We start from the raw sequence: 19,088 nt of genomic DNA, 5'->3' as shown, positions 1-19,088 counted from the left end.
ATGGACTTAGATAAGATTGGAGAAGAAACGCGTCAGATTCTTCAAGATGTTCTAGATAAAGCGTCCTTGGATGAGGGTGATATTTTTGTTTTGGGTCTATCCTCTAGTGAGGTTATCGGAGGTCATATTGGCCGAAATTCCAGTTTAGAAGTAGGTCAGGTCATTGTTAAAGCAGTTCTGGATATCTTAGAAGAGAAGGGGATCTTTCTAGCAGTTCAGGGATGTGAGCATCTCAATCGGGCTTTAGTGGTTGAGAGAAGCTTGGCAAAAAAGAAAGATTTAGAAATTGTTAACGTTCTCCCCACTCTTCATGCAGGAGGCAGTGGTCAGTTAGCAGCTTTCCAGTACATGAAGGATCCAGTTGAGGTGGAATTTATAGTAGCTCAGGCTGGTCTAGATATTGGAGATACTGCTATTGGCATGCATGTTAAGCATGTTCAGATTCCTATCAGACCAAAGCTTAAATCAGTAGGTGCTGCCCATGTTACAGCTTTAGCTAGCCGTCCTAAGCTGATTGGCGGTTCAAGAGCAGCTTATAGCGAAGATAAAATAAGAAAAGGCTAATAGTAAAAAAATATTATATAATTTTGAAAAATTTTTTAAATATGCTATAATGGAGTGTATTCAATAAATTTTAAGGAGAAATGACAGAATGTCTGTATCATTTGAAAAAAAAGAAACAAATCGTGGAGTTTTGACTTTCACTATTAGTCAAGAACAAATCAAACCAGAATTGGACCGTGTGTTTAACTCAGTAAAGAAAACAATTAATGTACCAGGTTTCCGTAAAGGTCATCTTCCACGTCCTGTTTTCAACCAAAAATTTGGTGAAGAAGCGCTTTACCAAGATGCTTTAAACAACTTACTTCCAAATGCTTATGAAGCTGCTGTGAAAGAAGCTGGTATCGAGGTTGTAGCACAACCAAAAATCGATGTCGTTTCAATGGAAAAAGGTCAAGATTGGACTATTTCTGCTGAAGTTGTTACAAAACCAGAAGTAAAATTAGGTGCTTACAAAGACCTTGAAGTATCTGTAGAAGTTTCAAAAGAAGTAACAGACGAAGACGTTGATGCACGTATCGAACGCGAACGCAACAACTTGGCTGAGTTGGTCCTAAAAGAAGGTCCAGCAGCTGAAGGTGATACAGTGGTCATTGATTTTGTTGGTTCAGTTGACGGTGTTGAATTTGACGGCGGAAAAGGAGATAATTTCTCTCTTGGACTTGGTAGCGGTCAATTTATTCCAGGATTTGAAGATCAATTGGTTGGTCACAAAGCAGGCGAAACAGTTGATGTGGTTGTAACTTTCCCTGAAGACTATCAAGCAGCAGATCTTGCAGGTAAAGAAGCTAAGTTTGTAACTACAATCCATGAAGTAAAAGAAAAAGAAGTTCCAGCTCTTGACGATGAACTTGCAAAGGACATCGACGAAGAGGTAGAAACTCTTGATGAGTTGAAAGAAAAATACCGTAAAGAATTAGCTGAAGGAAAAGAAGCTGCATACAAAGATGCAGTTGAGTCAGCAGCAATCGATCTTGCGGTTGAAAATGCAGAAATCGTAGACTTACCAGAAGAAATGGTTCATGAAGAAGTTCATCGTTCAGTAAACGAATTCCTCGGCAACATGCAACGCCAAGGAATTTCACCTGACATGTACTTCCAAATTACTGGTACTACTCAAGAAGACCTTCACAAACAGCACGAAGCTGATGCAGAAGCTCGTACTAAGACAAACTTAGTGATTGAAGCTATTGCAAAAGCAGAAGGATTTGAAGCAAGCGCTGAAGAAATCGAAGCAGAAATTTCTTCACTCGCAAACGACTACAACATGGAAGCAGATCGTGTTCGTCAACTTCTTTCAGAAGATATGTTAAAACATGATATCACTATCAAGAAAGCTGTTGAAGTCATCACAAGCACTGCAAAAGTGAAATAATGATTTGAAAAGTCCTAGTTTGACTAGTGACTTTTCGTTTTTCTAAAAGGGAAAAAGAGCAAAATTCTTTTGACGAAAATTCAAAAATATCGTACAATAGAAAGTAGCGAAAAAATACAAGAGGGCGAATGTCCTTTATCAGCTTAAAAGGAGACCAACTTTGGAATTAGAAGTATTTGCTGGACAAGAAAAAAGTGAACTTTCTATGATTGAGGTAGCGCGTGCGATTTTAGAATTGCGTGGTCGTGACCATGAGATGTATTTTAATGACCTTGTCAATGAAATCCAAACTTATTTAGAAAAATCAAACAGCGAAATCCGAGAAGCTCTACCATTGTTCTATACTGAGCTAAATGTTGACGGAAGCTTTATTCCGCTTGGTGACAACAAATGGGGCCTTCGTTCTTGGTATGCAATTGATGAAGTGGACGAGGAAATTATAGCGCTTGAAGAGACTGATGAAGAAGATAATCCGAAATCACGGAAGAAAAAACGCGTTAATGCCTTTATGGATGGTGATGAGGATGCCATCGACTACAGCGATGATGATCCAGAAGATGAGGATTCATACGAAGCAGATCCTGCACTCAACTATGACGATGAAAATCCAGACGATGAGAAGAATGAAGCAGACGCTTATGATGCTGAAATCAATGAGATTGCTCCGGATGATCTAGACGAAGATGTTGACATCAATGAAGAAGATGATGAATTTTCTGACGATGATGCAGAGGGCGAAGAAGAATAAAAAGAGAGACTGGGGCAAAAAAGCTCCCGTCTTTTTTGTCAGAATCGAATTCTTTTTTAAATACAAGTCAAGGAGAGAGTGTTCTTTGGCCTTGAAACAGGCTTAAGAAAGTCGTATAATGATGGGGAATAGATAATAGCAATAAGGAGGGATGTATGATGAAATTTATCCTGGATCGAAGCCTAAGCGATTTAGGTATTGAAAGTGTAGTCATTGGTATTGCTAAAAATGTCAATCCGCATGCAGAATTATCGCCAACCTTTCTAAAAAAGAAAAAAGAAAGAGAAGAGTGGGCTCTAAACTGTGACATGGAGCAGGTTCTCCAATCACCGATTATTCAAGGCTATGAAGATATCCTGCAACGTGTAGGTCGCAGTGTCAAGAAAAATCCTCCAACTGTTCCAGCTCTGATTAAAAATATCCTCCATCGCGGGTCTCTTCCTTCTATCAATACGATTATCGATATTTATAATGTAGAAGCCTTGCAATCCCTGTTAGCTATTGGCGGACATGATTATAATAAAATTGGAGAAAAGATTGAGTTCACTGTCAGTCAAAAAGAAGATACCTTTCTCCCAATTTTGTCTAAGGAGAAACACGTAGCTAAAACAGACTATGTCTATCGCGACGACAAAGGTATTTTAGCTTGGTTAGATATTCGAGATAGTGACCTCTACAAGTTTGATGATGATACCAAAGATGCAATTTTTATCATTCAAGGGAATGCTAATACTTCCGTTGAGATGCGTTTGGAAGCCTTGAAGCGAATCCAGTCTGACTTAAAAGAATGCATGCCAGATATGAAATTTGAGACATTGGTTATCAACCAATCTGAAAATTGATTTAGTAGCGGGGGATAGACATTATCGGTTTCAGTTTGAAACCTTGCTCTCCTCTATATCATATAAAAGCCTCTTGGTTGAAAGAGGCTTTTTTCTAACAAAAAGTACAGTTGTTTCGATAGAGGGTGTGGAAGGAAAAAATGCTATAACTGACCGGAAAAACTTATCATTATTTATCTTGAATGCTTACTTTGGTACGTGAAATAAAAGTAGAGTTAAATTGTGGGAATGAATTAAAGAGAAGGCTTTATTTAGGTATAAAAATGCTTAAGTTTCTTGAAAGTTATAGGAGAAAATGCTATAATGAAAAGAACATTCTAAAATCAGAAAGATTATAAAGTAAGGATAAAAATGGCAAATATTTTAAGAACAATTATCGAAAACGATAAAGGTGAATTAAGAAAATTAGAGAAAATGGCAAATAAGGTCATTGCTTATAGTGACCAGATGGCTGCCTTATCCGATGAGGAGCTAAAGGCTAAAACAGATGAATTTAAACAACGTTATCAGAATGGTGAAAGTTTAGATGACTTGCTCTATGAAGCCTTCGCAGTTGTCCGTGAGGGCGCGAAACGTGTTCTTGGTCTCTATCCTTATCCAGTACAGATTATGGGGGGGATTGTTCTCCATCATGGTGACGTACCAGAGATGCGTACAGGTGAAGGGAAAACTCTTACTGCGACCATGCCTGTTTACTTGAATGCGTTGGCAGGAGAAGGAGTTCACGTTGTAACGGTCAATGAATACCTGACAGAGCGTGATGCGACCGAAATGGGTGAACTGTACTCTTGGTTAGGGCTTTCAGTTGGTATTAACTTGGCAGCTAAATCTCCAGCTGAGAAGAGAGAAGCCTATGCTTGTGACATCACCTACTCAACGAACTCAGAAATTGGCTTTGACTACCTTCGTGATAACATGGTGGTTCGTGCTGAAAACATGGTTCAGCGTCCACTTAACTATGCCTTAGTTGATGAGGTGGATTCCATTCTGATCGATGAAGCTAGAACCCCTCTGATTGTTTCTGGACCAGTTTCATCTGAAACTAATCAGCTTTACCACATGGCGGATAGCTTCGTTAAGAGTCTTAACAAGGATGATTATATCATCGACGTGCCATCAAAAACAATCGGCCTGTCTGACTCTGGAATTGACAAAGCTGAAAGCTATTTCAAATTAGATAACCTCTATGATATTGAAAATGTGGCATTGACTCACTTCATTGATAATGCCTTGCGTGCTAACTATATCATGATTTTGGATATCGATTATGTGGTTAGTGAAGAACAAGAAATTCTAATCGTTGACCAGTTCACCGGTCGTACCATGGAAGGACGTCGCTATTCTGACGGACTTCACCAGGCTATTGAAGCTAAGGAAGGTGTTCCGGTTCAAGATGAAACTAAGACATCTGCTTCTATTACCTACCAAAACCTCTTCCGTATGTATAAAAAACTGTCTGGAATGACTGGTACAGCTAAGACTGAGGAAGAAGAATTCCGCGAAACTTATAATATCCGTGTTATCCCAATTCCAACTAACCGCCCGATTGCTCGTATTGACCATGAGGATTTACTTTACCCTAGTTTAGAATCTAAATTTAAGGCAGTTGTGGAAGACGTGAAAGAACGCCATCTTAAAGGACAGCCTGTTCTGGTCGGTACAGTTGCAGTTGAAACCAGTGACTATCTTTCTAAAAAGCTAGTTGCAGCAGGAATTCCTCATGAGGTATTGAATGCTAAGAACCACTATCGTGAAGCGCAAATCATTATGAATGCTGGCCAACGCGGTGCAGTTACAATTGCAACCAATATGGCTGGTCGTGGTACCGATATTAAGCTGGGAGAAGGTGTTCGTGAATTGGGCGGTCTCTGTGTGATTGGTACAGAACGCCATGAAAGCCGTCGTATTGATAATCAGTTACGTGGACGTTCCGGTCGTCAGGGAGATCCAGGTGAATCTCAATTCTATCTATCTCTTGAAGATGAGCTGATGCGTCGTTTCGGTTCTGAGAGAATCAAGGCTGTCTTGGATCGTTTCAAACTGAGCGAAGAAGAGTCTGTCATTAAGTCTAAGATGTTTACGCGCCAAGTTGAAGCGGCTCAAAAACGGGTTGAAGGAAATAACTATGATACTCGTAAGCAAGTCCTTCAGTATGACGATGTGATGCGTGAACAGCGTGAAATCATCTACGCTGAACGTCATGATGTTATCACAGCTAATCGGGATTTGGCTCCAGAGATTCACGCTATGATCAAACGAACTATTGATCGTTTTGTTGATGGAAATAGCAGAGCTCCTCAAGAAGAGAAATTGGATTCAATTTTGTACTTTGCTAAGTATAACTTGGTTCCGGAAGAGTCAATTTCTTTGAGCGATCTTCAAGGTTTATCTGATGAGGAAATCAAGGCTAACTTATATGAACGTGCTTTAGAAGTCTACAATAGTCAAATTGCTAAACTTCGTGATGAAGAAGCTGTTCGAGAATTCCAAAAAGTATTGATTCTACGTGTTGTAGATAACAAGTGGACAGATCACATTGATGCATTGGATCAGCTTCGTAATGCTGTAGGTCTCCGAGGTTATGCTCAAAATAATCCTGTTGTTGAATACCAATCTGAAAGTTTCAGAATGTTTAACGATATGATTGGTTCAATCGAGTTTGATGTGACTCGTCTCATGATGAAAGCACAAATTCACGAGCAAGAGCGTCCTCGTACGGAGCATAACATTGTAACAACAGCAACGCGTAACATCTCAGCGCAAGAATCCGATCTGCCAGCAGATGTTGATTTGGCAAAGGTTGGCCGGAATGAACTATGCCCATGTGGCTCAGGTAAGAAGTTTAAAAATTGCCACGGCCGTCGTTAAAAAAGATTGAGGGGGAGTTGGAATGACATTTACAACAAGAGGTCCTATTGTTGACGTAGAGCAAGTTCGTACCTTGTCTCAGCTTGATGAAAAAGCTTTGGCAACGAAGCAAGTTCGCGACCAGGAGTTGGCTGCTATTCTCAAAGGAGAAGACAAGCGGATTTTATTGGTCATAGGTCCTTGCTCCTCTGATAATGAAGAAGCAGTCATAGAATATGCTAAACGTCTGGCTGCCCTTCAGGAAGAAGTAAAAAAACATGTTTTCATTGTTATGCGGGTCTATACAGCCAAACCCCGTACAAATGGTGACGGTTATAAAGGCTTGATTCATCAGCCTGATGCAGCAGGAGCACCAGATTTAATGGCTGGTATCAAGGCAGTTCGCCATCTGCACTATCGTGTTATCACTGAGACTGGTCTGACTACAGCTGATGAAATGCTCTATCCTGAAAATGTATCTCTAGTCGACGATTTGGTTTCCTATATGGCTGTAGGTGCACGTTCGGTTGAAGATCAACAACACCGTTTTGTTGCTTCAGGTTTGTCTACTCCTGCGGGAATGAAAAATCCGACTTCAGGTAATTTAGCTGTGATGTTTAATGCCATCTACGCTGCACAAAATAAACAGACCTTCCTATATCGTTCTCAGGAAGTGGAGACATCAGGTAATCCTCTGGCCCATGCCATTCTTCGTGGCGCAATTCATGCCAATGGTAAGAATGAGCCGAATTATCATTATGAACATCTTCTTGAAGCGATTGCCGCTTATGAAAAGTTAGGTTTGTCCAATCCTTTCATCATGGTTGATACGAACCATGACAATTCAGGCAAGCAATATTTAGAGCAAGTGCGGATTGTTCGCGAAACTCTCTTAAATCGAGACTGGAATGAAAAAATCAAGCAGAGTGTTCGTGGCTTTATGATTGAATCATATTTGGAAGATGGTCGACAAGATCAGCCAGAGGTCTTTGGAAAATCCATTACAGATCCTTGCTTGGGATGGGACAAGACTGAACAGTTGATTCGAGAAATTTATAGCCATTTAGAAAAATAACTCTATTATTGAAATGAAAGGGACCGCTTGGCAAAAGAAGATCTTGCCAATTGGTCGGAATGCAGCAAGCTCAGTTGGAAATCCAACTGAGTTTTGTCTCATTCTGAGAACAAAGATGATTATAGGACATGGAATTGATATAGAGGAGTTATCTTCTATTCAGCGGGCCTACGAAAAACATGCTCGCTTTGCAAAAAAAGTCTTGACAGACAAGGAATGGCTTCGTTTTGAAGAACTTTCTGGCAAGCGAAAGATAGAATATTTGGCCGGTCGCTGGTCAGCTAAAGAGGCTTTCTCTAAAGCATGGGGAACAGGAATTGGCAAGCTTAGTTTTCAAGATTTAGAAGTCTTGAATGATGAAAGAGGTGCTCCAGTCTTTACAAAAGCCCCTTTTTCTGGGAAGGTTTGGGTGTCTATTAGCCATGCAGGTACCCTAGTAATGGCTAGCGTTATTTTGGAGGAAAAAGATGAAAACTAGTATACATAGGCCAAGTCAAGCACTTGTTGATCTGTCAGCAATTCACTTTAATATTCAGCAATTAAAAGCTCATTTGCCTCAAGATGTTGAAAAATGGGCTGTCGTTAAAGCTAATGCCTACGGCCATGGTGCAGTAGTTGTTTCAAGTTATATTGATGATATTGTAGACGGATTTTGTGTCTCAAATATTGACGAAGCTTTGGAATTAAGAGAAGGCGGCCTGGATAAAAAAATCTTAATTTTAGGTGTCTCAGCCATAGAGGTAGTCCCTCTGGCGATTGAACACAAGATTACATTGACAGTGGCTAGCTTAGAATGGCTAGATTTGTTGGAGGCTTCAGGCTTGTCTTTGCAAGGTTTAGTTGTTCACCTGAAAGTGGATTCTGGTATGGGCCGGATTGGCTTTAGGGATAGCCAGTCACTTCAGATAGCTATCAATCGTCTCCAGTCAGCTGGTGTTCAAGTAGAAGGGATTTTTACTCACTTTGCGACAGCTGATGAGGCAGATGCTAGTAAGTTTGAAGAGCAGTTAGCTTGTTTTAAGGGTATCTTAGCGGAATTAGATGCTCTTCCACCGATTATTCATGCTAGTAACTCAGCTACTTCTCTTTGGCATGCGGACACTGTTATGAATGCTGTTCGTTTGGGAGATATTATCTATGGTCTCAATCCTAGTGGAAGTGCCCTTGAACTGCCTTATGATATAAAACCAGCTCTTTCTTTGGTTTCAGAATTGGTTCATGTCAAAGAAGTAGAAGCAGGGGCTGATGTTGGTTACGGAGCAACCTACACAGCAGATGAAGGACAATTCATTGGAACAATTCCACTGGGTTATGCAGATGGCTGGACTAGGGATATGCAAGGTTTTGACGTTCTCATTGATGGTCAACGTTGTCCAATAGTTGGTCGAGTATCCATGGACCAGATTACAGTTCGCTTGCCGAAGAAATATCCTCTGGGCACACCAGTTGTTTTCATTGGTAAGAGCGGAACAGAAAGCATCTCAGCGACTGATGTTGCTGAGAAACGAGGAACGATTAACTATGAAGTGGTTTGTTTGATTAGTGATCGGGTACCAAGAATTTACAAGAATTAATTAGTTTAAGTCTCCTTGATGAAAGAATTTGGCTATAGAAAGCTATTTGATGCTAGAACTGAAAGAGGAATTATGAATTTACACCAACCCTTATCGGTTCTGCCGGGAGTAGGACCGAAATCAGCAGAAAAGTTTGCCAAGCTTGGTATTGAGACCTTACAGGATTTACTACTGTATTTTCCTTTTCGCTATGAAGACTTTCAAAGCAAGCAGGTGCTTGATCTAGAAGATGGAGAAAAGGCCGTCATTTTTGGTATAGTTGCGACACCAGCAAATGTTCAGTATTACGGTTTTAAGCGCAATCGTCTCCGTTTTTCAATCAAGCAAGGAGAAGTCATTCTAGCAGTCAATTTCTTTAACCAGCCTTATTTGGCGGATAAGGTTGAAGTGGGGGCAAATATTGCTGTTTTTGGAAAGTGGGATAAGGCTAAAGCTAGCTTGACTGGGATGAAGCTCTTGGCTCAGGTCAAAGACGACTTGCAGCCAGTTTATCGGGTGGCTCAAGGGATTAGCCAGACAAGTCTGATTAAATTAATTAAAACAGCTTTTGACCAAGGCTTGGACTTACTGATTGAAGAAAATTTACCCCAGGTCTTGTTGGAACGCTACCAGTTACTGTCTCGAGCAGAAGCAGTGAGGGCCATGCATTTTCCGAAAGATTTAGCAGAATACAAACAGGCGCTACGTCGCGTAAAATTCGAAGAATTGTTCTATTTCCAAATGCAACTTCAGGTGCTTAAAATGGAAACGAAGGATGTCAGCAACGGTTTGGTACTGGATTGGCAGGAAGAGCAGCTACAAGAGAAAAAAAGTCAGCTACCTTTTCCTCTGACAGGAGCTCAGGAGAGAGCTTTGGCTGAAATTTTGTCTGATTTGAAGTCGCCTGCCCACATGAACCGACTCTTACAGGGAGATGTTGGAAGTGGAAAGACAGTAGTTGCGGGATTGGCCATGTATGCTGTCCATACGGCTGGTTATCAGTCGGCTTTAATGGTTCCAACAGAAATCTTGGCAGAGCAGCACTTTGAAAGCCTCAGTCATCTCTTTCCTGATTTAAAACTAGCCTTATTAACCGGTAGTATGAAAGCAGCTGAGCGTAAAGAGACTTTGTTGGCTATAGAGCTCGGTCAGGTAGATATGGTAATTGGGACCCATGCTTTGATCCAAGATGGTGTTCAATACCATCATCTAGGTCTGGTTATTGTAGATGAACAGCATCGCTTTGGGGTTGCTCAACGTAGAATTTTGCGGGAAAAAGGAGACAATCCTGATGTTCTCATGATGACTGCTACTCCCATTCCCAGAACTTTGGCCATTACGGCTTTTGGGGATATGGATGTGTCCATTATTGATCAAATGCCGGCGGGACGAAAGCCCATTATTACCCGTTGGGTTAAGCATGAGCAACTTGAGGTCGTACTCGATTGGATAAAAAAAGAATTAGTAAAGGGAGCTCAGGTTTACTTTATTTCTCCTTTGATTGAGGAATCAGAAGCTCTGGATCTAAAAAATGCTATTGACTTAGAAGAAGAACTGCAAGCCTACTTTGGAGTAGATGCCCGAGTTTCTCTCCTTCATGGTAAGATGAAGAGTGACGAAAAAGAGGCTATTATGCAGGCCTTCAAGAATAAAGAGGTAGATATTTTAGTGTCTACAACGGTCATTGAAGTGGGTGTTAATGTGCCCAATGCAACGATTATGGTTATCATGGATGCTGATCGTTTTGGGCTCAGTCAGCTGCATCAATTGCGAGGAAGAGTGGGGCGTGGTGATAAGCAATCCTATGCGATTCTTGTCGCGAATCCTAAGACTGAATCTGGAAAGAAACGTATGAAAATCATGACGGAGACAACAGATGGCTTTGTACTTGCTGAGGAAGATTTAAAAATGCGTGGTTCAGGAGAGATTTTTGGAACCCGTCAGTCTGGTATTCCAGAATTTCAAGTGGCCGATATCGTAGAGGACTACCCTATCTTGGAAGAAGCTAGAAAGGTAGCTAGCCAAATTGTGCAGAATAAAGACTGGCGGAGGGATCCTAACTGGCATCTAGTGGCTCTTCATTTGGATAAGCAAGATTATTTGGATTAAGCTTTTTGAAAGCTTTTTATAAGAATGACTTAAGTTTTACTGCCTATAATAAAGTCAATCAAAAGAAAAGAGGTATTGATCATGACAGTAAATATTCACGTAGATTATAAAAAAGTTTTCAAAGATTCAGAAAAGATTTTTTCTACATACGGTAGTAAGTAGGTAGAACATCTATTTTTCATTACCCCTCCTTTCATAATTCTGATGAAAAATATTAAACCAGTCGAGATTTAATCTCGGCTGGTTTTTATTTATCCTTCTAGATACTCTTTTAGTTCTTGGCCTGAAAGTCCTGCATTGAGAGCAATAAGGAGTTTAAGACGGGCCTTAGGCGCATTTAGTTCTTTGATGAAATAGACACCAGATTCGTGAAGTTGTACCCCACCACCAGGATAGGCATAGACAGGTTCAGCAATACCGTTAAAGCAGCGAGAAACCAAGGCAACAGGGATTCCTTGCTTAATGAAACAGGTTAATTTTTCAGCGACTTCCTGAGGCAGGTTACCTGCTCCAAAAGCCTCAATAACCAAACCATCTAGCTGACTATAATCAAGCCTATCTAGTAATTCAGTCTTCATGCCAGCGTAGGCAGGGATAATAGGGACAAAGCCGGTGATCTTGTCTAAGTCAAAACGAACACGTGGCTCAGCTGTTTTAAAATATAGAACCTCTTGTTTCATAATAAGTCCAAGGGGGCCGTGGGTTGGAGTTTGGAAGGTGCTGACATTTGTGGTATGAGTCTTAGTGACGTATTTGGCTGCGTGAACTTCGTCATTCATAACGACTAAGACGCCCTTGCCGTGAGCCTTCTGGTCAGCAGCTACACGTAAAGCTGAAAGGTAATTATAGACTCCATCGCTACCGAGCTCATTTGAACTACGCATGGCACCTGTGAGGACGACTGGAATGTCAGGGATTTCCATAGTGTCTAGGAAATATGCTGTTTCTTCAAGGGTATCGGTCCCGTGGGTAATGACGACTCCATCAAAATCCTTAGAAGAGGTTTTGATTTTTTTATAGAGTTGAAGCATATGTTCTGGTGTCATATGGGGGCTAGGGATATTGAAAAAATCGAGAGCTGTAACTTGGATGCCTTCCAAGGGGACGGTAACATGATTCATAGGATTTTCGTCGTTTGTTACGACTTTACCAGTTCCATCAGCCTGCATAGAAATGGTGCCACCAGTATGCAATACCAATATTTTTTTGTTCATAGATGAGCTTCTTTCCAAATTGTGTTATAATTTATTTTATCATAAAAGGAAAGAATAAGAAGTATGGAAGTAAAAGCTGTTTTTTTCGATATTGATGGTACTCTGGTCAATGACAGCCGAACTGTCCTCAAATCAACAGAGCAGGCTATTCAGAGTCTGAAAGAACAAGGTATTTTTGTCGGTTTGGCCACAGGAAGAGGTCCCTTTTTCGTCCAATCTTTCATGAAAGATTTGGATTTGGATTTTGCAGTTACCTATAATGGCCAGTATATATTTTCAAAGGAAAAGATTATTTCTGCGACCCCTATTGATAAGTCAAGTCTTCGAGAAATCATTGATTATGCCAAAAAGCATAAAAAGGAAATTGCTCTTGGAACAGAAACAGATATAGTTGGCAGTCATATTATGCGCTTTGGCATGAGCAAATTTTCTCAGTGGAGCAGTCGCTTTGTGCCTAAAGGTTTTACTCGTTATATTAGTCATGGTTTTAATAGGGTTGTTAGTAAAGCTCTTCCACAACAGAAAAAAGATTTGTTGGATATTTCGCGAGAGCCCATTTATCAAGTGGTGATGTTGGCTACACCTGAAGAAACTCAGGCTATGGAGGAATATTTCCCAGATTTGAAGTTTACTCGTTCTAGTCCCTATGCGGCAGACATCATCAATGGGGATACCTCAAAGTTGCAGGGTATTGCGCGTGTAGGAAAAGAATATGGCTTTGATATTAACCAAGTGATGGCTTTCGGCGATTCAGACAATGATCTTGAAATGTTGTCGGGAGTAGGCATGTCAATTGCAATGGGAAATGGAACTAGTAAGGTTAAAGAAGTTGCCAAGCATACAACGACCAGCAATAGTCAAGACGGGATTCATAAAGCCTTGGAGCATTTTGGTATTTTAGCAAGTGAGAAAGTCTTTACTAGTAGTGACCATCATTTTAATAAGGTTAAAGAATTTCATGGAGTCATGGATAAGAAGACTCAGGAAGAACCGATCGCATGGACGCCTGAAGGAGCTAGACACCGGGCGGCCTTTAAACTAGAGGAACTAGTGGAATTTTTGCGTGCTTCAAGTAGGTCAGAAGAAGAGTTTGAAGAAGCTGTTGTTCATATGCATGAAGCCTTAGATAAGGCTGCCACCAAGGTTAAGGGAAAGAGTCCGGCAGAAATTTCTTTAGTTGGTCAAGTAGATGCCTTGATTGACACACTTTACTTTACTTATGGAAGCTTTGTTTTAATGGGGGTAGATCCAGAACGCCTTTTCACAATTGTCCATCAAGCCAATATGGGTAAAATTTTCCCTGACGGAAAAGCCCATTTTGATCCGGTAACTCATAAAATTTTAAAGCCGGATGATTGGGAAGAAAAATATGCGCCAGAACCAGCCATTAAAGAAGAATTAGAAAGACAGATAAAAGCCTACGAGAAAAATTGTGGCTCCAAAGAAAAAAACTGAGATTATCTCAGTTTTTTTATATCTAAAACAAAATGTCTATAAGGTTTTTTCGCTATCACGGACAACGAGCAAGTCAACTTTAGCATGGCGTAGGATATACTCAGATGAAGAACCGACCAATAAACGCTCAAAAGCATTGAGACCTGTTGCTCCAACCATGATTAAGTCAACCTTTTGTTCATCTGGAATTTCTGTTGCTAGTAAAGTTTTAGGATTTCCCAGTTCAACTACAGTAACAACATCACCAACACCAGCCTCACGAGCTTTCTTTTCATAGCCAGTGACTAATTTCTTTGCATCTTCCTGCAGTTCTTCATATACTTCAGCATCAAATGTTGATACACTTTGAAGAGCGCGAGTATCAATAACATGAGCAATGGTTAAGCGAGATTTGTTTCTAAGGGCAACATTAACCCCTTTTTCAAATGCCAATTCTGCTTCACGGGAACCGTCAATTGCGACTAGAATATTTTCATATTTTTGTAACATAAGCCTACCTCCATAAAGATGCTAAGAAAGTTTCAGCAGTTTAGGAACCTGTCGAAAGAGATAGATAAAGAAAGCCTAGCTTTCGACTTGAATTCTATTTCATAAAATATGAAGATTGTTTTAAGAGTTCTAATCCTTGCTGAAAATTCTCTTATATTTATATTGTAAACCTTTTCATGAAAGAAGTAAAGCAATTTTCGGTAAGAAGGGGAGAAATTCTCGTTAAAAAATGAAAAGAAATCAAGGCTCAAATAGCTTAATGAAGGGTGAAGAGCTCCCTTTACAGGAAGTTCCTAATCAATTTTTCTTTCATTATTTTTGTGATATTTTTTGGATTTTTGAGAAAAATTGAGTTATAATAAGACGATTGATTGAAACGAGGAGTTCAAAATGAAAGAATACAATAAATCTGTCAAACTAGAGCATGTAGCATATGATATTCGTGGACCAGTCCTTGAAGAAGCTATGCGCATGAGAGCGAATGGTGAACGGATTTTGCGTTTAAATACTGGGAATCCAGCTGAGTTTGGCTTTACTGCTCCAGATGAAGTCATTCATGACTTGATTATCAATGCTCGTAGTAGTGAAGGCTATTCTGATTCTAAGGGATTGTTCTCAGCTCGGAAGGCTATTATGCAATATTGCCAGCTCAAAAATATTCCTAACGTTGGAATTGAAGACATTTACCTAGGAAATGGTGTCAGTGAGCTGATTGTAATGTCTATGCAGGGCTTGCTGGACAATGGAGATGAAGTTCTGGTTCCTATGCCGGATTATCCATTGTGGACAGCGGCAGTAAGCCTAGCTGGAGGAAATGCAGTTCATTATCTTTGTGATGAAGAAGCAGATTGGTATCCAGATATTGATGACATTAAATCAAAAATTACTTCAAACACCAAAGCTATCGTTGTGATTAATCCCAATAACCCAACAGGAGCCCTGTATCCGAAGGAAGTGTTAGAAGACATTGTTGAAGTTGCCCGTCAGAATGATTTGATTATCTTCGCAGACGAGATCTATGACCGTTTGGTTATGGATGGTGAGAAGCATACGGCTATTGCAAGTCTAGCACCCGATTTGTTCTGTGTCAGCATGAATGGTTTGTCAAAATCTCACCGCATTGCTGGCTTCCGGGTTGGCTGGATGGCGTTGTCAGGTCCTAAGAAGCATGTTCAAGGCTATATTGAAGGATTGAATATGTTATCCAATATGCGTCTCTGTTCCAATGTTCTTTCCCAACAGGTGGTTCAAACTTCATTGGGAGGGCATCAGTCTGTAGATGAGTTATTGTTGCCAGGCGGTCGTATCTACGAACAGCGTAACTTCATTTATAAAGCTATCAATGACATCCCGGGTCTTTCTGCAGTCAAGCCTAAGGCAGGTCTATACATTTTTCCTAAGATTGATCGCGAAATGTATGAGATCGATGATGATGAGCAGTTTGTTTTAAATTTCTTAAAACAAGAAAAAATTCTGCTAGTTCATGGCCGTGGCTTCAATTGGAAGGATCCTGATCATTTCCGAATTGTATATTTGCCACGTGTGGATGAATTGGCCCAAGTGCAAGAAAAAATGACTCGTTTCTTGCAACAATACCGGCGCTAATTAAGTTAATAAAAGTGAAAAGAAGAACGAAATGTTCTTCTTTTTTTGTTGTTTAAATGGAATAAGGCTAAATTACTGTATCAGATGGTTTCTAAATTAACTTTTTAAGTTAAATAGTTCTAATTTTAAAATTGTTAAAAAAATGAAATAAATGACATAAAAGCAGATCTAAAAAAATGGGAGTGGAAATTATGTTTGTTTTTATCAAGTTTTCGTATATTTTTTATGTAACATTTTAATGACAAAATTTTCGATTCTCTTGTTTGAAGTCCAAATGAACTGGGTACCTACTTTTCTGTCAAATCTAAAGATGGTAGAATAATTCCATCATTATTTTACTAATGATGAAAAGATTTAAACACAAAGGAGAGTTTTTATGTTTAAAAAAATGCTGAGTGCATTTTCTGTTGGTGCCCTTGCTTTGTCTTTGCTCTTTGCCAAAGAGGCCAAAGCAGATCAAGTGACAGGAGGCAAGCCGGCGCCAGAAGATACGATTGATCAAGGGACAAATACCCAAGCTGTTTCAGCAGTTAATAAGGCTGAAGTTGATGCTGCTAAAGACAGCTTAGATCAAAAGAATGAGCAGGTCAAAGAAGAGGAAGCAGCGGTCAAGGAAGCGGAAAAATCCGTAGAAACTGCCAAAGCGAATGCTGAGCTGGCAAAAGAGGCAGTTAAAACTGCTGAAGAAGGGACTCAAGCATCTTCTGCAACTAAAGAAGCGGCTAGAGAGGCTGTAGCTAATCAAACGGAAGCCGTGAAGGAAGCAGAAAAAGTAGCTCAAGCAAGTCAAACTGAACTGGATAAAAGTCAGAATCAGGCAAACTCTCAAGCTCAAAAAACTCAAGAGGCTAAAGAAGCTCTGAAAAAAGCAGACGAAAAGGTTAGTCAAGCTCAAGCTGATTTGGAACGAACTCAAAAGAGTCAAGAGGGATCGAGTGCAGAAGTTTCTGCAAATCTTGAACAAGCAAAAGCAGATGTAGCCAATAGTCAGGCTGCAGTCAATAAAGCACAGGAGGAAGTGAACAAGGCTGAGCAATCAGATAGTCAGCGTCAAGAAAAAATTGATCAGGCTGTTTCAAATAAAGCTCAGGCAGACTCTGATGCTGAAAAGTCTAAACAAGCCTTGGATAAAGCAAGTTCTCAGGAAGCTGAAGCTCAAGCTAAGCTCAGTCAAGCTCAGGCGAGTTTGGAAGCAGCCCAGGCTACTGAAAATGACAGTCTGAAACCTTCTGTTTCTAACAACAAAAACAGGCTTTACATGACGCCGGAGTATATTGCTGCATTGAAACAGTTGGCTGATCCAAATACACCGCAATCTCAAATCAGTCAGATTGAAGCAACGTTGACAGCAGTTAACGATAAGGCCAAATCTTACAATAACTACATAGCAGATCCGAATGATAGCACTAAAATGTATGATACCAATAATATTCCTTATGAGGTTCGCAGAGAGTTATCGCAGTTTGCTTCAGAATTAATTAACCAATTGCGTGCTCAAATGGGTACAGGTGAAACCTTACTAACGCCATCATCTTTAGAGTTTGCTGACAAGGTTTCCCAAGCATACAGAAATGACAATTGGAACTGGGATTTGATGAATCGCTATCACCATGATACTTGGGGGATAAATCGGGTGGCTCGTGAATATGGATTGGTCACGACCACTTCAGAGCAAGAGCAACAAGGGCTTCAATACTATGAAAATGCCTATATCTGGCGGGCTAATACAGCTCAGATGAGCGTGGCAGATATGAAGCGCGACATCTACTTCTCTCTTGTTGAATTTATGTATAATGGCTATGAATGGGTCCATGCCAAGTCAATTTCTGGACTTAATACAGGAAGCCAGAAAAATTATTTAGGTGTTGATTTCTCTATGGAGAGCGATATCACGGTAGCCCATTTCACCATGGTTTCTGAAGATCAAGTTAAATATGCGACAAAAAATAACTTTGATGCTACACCTTTAACAGCTAGTGGAAATTCTACTTCTAGTGATCCGCAAGCTTTAGCCCAAGCTCAGGCAGCCTATGATCAAGCTAAAAGCGCTCATGATCAAGCACAAGCAGAAAAAAGTGCTGCTCAAACTGCTTATGACCAAGCTATAACTGCGGTGCAAACGGCGCAAAAACAATTAGATGAAGCCAAGCAAGCGCCTCTAGAACTTGCAACTGCCCAAGCCGCCCTAGCTACTGCTAAGCAGGAATTAGAAAAGAATCAAGAAAAATTATCTAAGGCTCAAGAGGCACTGAATCTTGCGAATTCGGATCAGGCAGATAAGGCAGCTGCCCTCTCAAAATATCAAGAGACCTTGTCGGCTGCTCAGGCCGCCCAAGCTGTAGCCAGAGATAGACTAGCTCAAGAAGAAAAAGCATTGGCTCAGGCCAATCAGGCTTTGGAAGAGGCTAGAACAAAGCGTGATGCCACCCAAGCGGCAGTTGCTCAAGCTCAGACCGCTTTGGATCAAGCCCAAAAGAATTTAGCTAACCTGCAGGATGCTCAAACGAATCTGGAACAAGCTCAAGCCAATCTGGCAGCAGCTGAGAAGGATTTAGCTGATAAGACTAGCGATCTAGAAGCTAAACAGCAGACTCTATCAGAGCTGAAAGCTGCTCAGGCCCAAGCAGAGAAAGTTTATAACAGTTTAGCTGCTCAACTCCAAGCTCAAGAGAAACAAAAACGCGATGATCACTATCGAAATATTTTGGATCAGACAGAGAAGCGCTTGAATGGTCCAGTCCAGTCTAATCCAAGTGAGGAAATGCAGACGCAAGAATCTGGTTCAGATCCGCTAGTGAAAACGAAAGAGGAGCCGATCGTTAAAGGAGTTGCTACTCGCAAAGCGGATGCTACTCGCAAAGCGGATGCTAGCAGGGCATCAGCAATGTCATCTGATCCTAGTGAGAATCATTCTATGCAGGACTCTGTAGGCTCTGCAAAATTGCCGAATACAGGAAGCAGGCTTTCTGTCTGGGCGGTAATGAGTGGAATTCTCGCTTTGGTATCTGGTTTTGCTCTGCTGATTTGGAAGCATAAAAAAGAAAGCAAAAATTAGATTTTTTGAAGAAGCTATAGATATAGTGAATAAGATAATAGGCCGGAAGTTAGGATGAGATAAGCTCCTAACTTCCTTTTTTTACAAAAAGAAGCGTTGAAATCCCAATAAATTTAAATCAGGACCTCGCGCTGTTTTCAAAAATATGTTGGTTTTGAAG

The 19,088-nt window shown here is 40.5% G+C and carries 14 protein-coding genes; 12 read left to right on the top strand and 2 right to left on the bottom strand.

The genetic code is table 11. The annotated features are described in order from the left end of the window. The 9 genes from HMPREF0847_RS08790 (at position 1) to recG (ending at position 11,110) form a co-directional block, all read left to right on the top strand. Complete coding sequence (locus HMPREF0847_RS08790; protein WP_008808426.1) at positions 1–564, top strand: TIGR01440 family protein; 564 nt, start codon at positions 1–3, stop codon at positions 562–564. Between the two features lie 88 nt (positions 565–652). Beyond that, entirely contained in the window at positions 653–1,936 is a 1,284-nt protein-coding gene (gene tig / locus HMPREF0847_RS08785) for a trigger factor (protein WP_008808427.1), read from the top strand. A gap of 160 nt (positions 1,937–2,096) precedes the next feature. Continuing rightward, a complete protein-coding gene (rpoE, locus tag HMPREF0847_RS08780; RefSeq protein ID WP_008808428.1) occupies positions 2,097–2,684 on the top strand; it encodes a DNA-directed RNA polymerase subunit delta in 588 nt (195 codons plus the stop codon). A 158-nt stretch (positions 2,685–2,842) separates the two neighbouring features. Next, complete coding sequence (locus tag HMPREF0847_RS08775) at positions 2,843–3,526, top strand: B3/B4 domain-containing protein (RefSeq protein ID WP_008808429.1); 684 nt, start codon at positions 2,843–2,845, stop codon at positions 3,524–3,526. Positions 3,527–3,877: 351 nt separating this feature from the next. Next, positions 3,878–6,394 (top strand): preprotein translocase subunit SecA, encoded by a 2,517-nt coding sequence (gene secA, locus HMPREF0847_RS08770; RefSeq protein WP_008808430.1) that lies wholly within the window; start codon positions 3,878–3,880, stop codon positions 6,392–6,394. A gap of 22 nt (positions 6,395–6,416) precedes the next feature. After that, a complete protein-coding gene (locus tag HMPREF0847_RS08765; protein WP_008808431.1) occupies positions 6,417–7,448 on the top strand; it encodes a 3-deoxy-7-phosphoheptulonate synthase in 1,032 nt (343 codons plus the stop codon). 115 nt (positions 7,449–7,563) lie between these two features. Continuing rightward, positions 7,564–7,926 (top strand): holo-ACP synthase, encoded by a 363-nt coding sequence (acpS, locus tag HMPREF0847_RS08760; RefSeq protein WP_037622638.1) that lies wholly within the window; start codon positions 7,564–7,566, stop codon positions 7,924–7,926. After that, complete coding sequence (gene alr, locus HMPREF0847_RS08755; RefSeq protein ID WP_008808433.1) at positions 7,916–9,022, top strand: alanine racemase; 1,107 nt, start codon at positions 7,916–7,918, stop codon at positions 9,020–9,022. The genes acpS and alr overlap by 11 nt, the downstream gene beginning before the upstream one ends. A gap of 72 nt (positions 9,023–9,094) precedes the next feature. After that, entirely contained in the window at positions 9,095–11,110 is a 2,016-nt protein-coding gene (recG, locus tag HMPREF0847_RS08750; protein ID WP_008808434.1) for an ATP-dependent DNA helicase RecG, read from the top strand. A 251-nt stretch (positions 11,111–11,361) separates the two neighbouring features. On the opposite strand, the gene HMPREF0847_RS08745 is transcribed toward recG, so the two are convergent. Beyond that, positions 11,362–12,324, bottom strand: coding sequence for an asparaginase (locus tag HMPREF0847_RS08745; RefSeq protein ID WP_008808436.1), 963 nt, complete (start codon positions 12,322–12,324; stop codon positions 11,362–11,364). A 63-nt stretch (positions 12,325–12,387) separates the two neighbouring features. Between HMPREF0847_RS08745 and HMPREF0847_RS08740 the strand changes: the two genes are divergently transcribed. After that, positions 12,388–13,779: a Cof-type HAD-IIB family hydrolase gene (locus tag HMPREF0847_RS08740; protein WP_008808437.1), complete on the top strand. Its 1,392-nt coding sequence runs from the start codon at positions 12,388–12,390 to the stop codon at positions 13,777–13,779. Between the two features lie 36 nt (positions 13,780–13,815). Here HMPREF0847_RS08740 and HMPREF0847_RS08735 read toward each other — a convergent pair whose 3' ends face one another. Further along, positions 13,816–14,268: a universal stress protein gene (locus tag HMPREF0847_RS08735; RefSeq protein ID WP_008808438.1), complete on the bottom strand. Its 453-nt coding sequence runs from the start codon at positions 14,266–14,268 to the stop codon at positions 13,816–13,818. A 390-nt stretch (positions 14,269–14,658) separates the two neighbouring features. On the opposite strand from HMPREF0847_RS08735, the gene HMPREF0847_RS08730 reads away from it, so the two are divergent. Then, positions 14,659–15,873 carry a pyridoxal phosphate-dependent aminotransferase gene (locus HMPREF0847_RS08730; RefSeq protein WP_008808439.1) on the top strand — a complete coding sequence of 405 codons (1,215 nt, stop codon included), beginning with the start codon at positions 14,659–14,661 and terminating at the stop codon, positions 15,871–15,873. A 376-nt stretch (positions 15,874–16,249) separates the two neighbouring features. Beyond that, positions 16,250–18,928, top strand: a complete 2,679-nt coding sequence (locus HMPREF0847_RS08725; RefSeq protein WP_008808440.1) for an SEC10/PgrA surface exclusion domain-containing protein — start codon at positions 16,250–16,252, stop codon at positions 18,926–18,928. Positions 18,929–19,088: the final 160 nt, after the last annotated feature.

The sequence above is a fragment of the Streptococcus sp. 2_1_36FAA genome, assembly GCF_000161955.2.
Lineage (GTDB): Bacteria > Bacillota > Bacilli > Lactobacillales > Streptococcaceae > Streptococcus > Streptococcus gordonii.
This window is presented reverse-complemented; position numbering and strand designations above follow the sequence as displayed.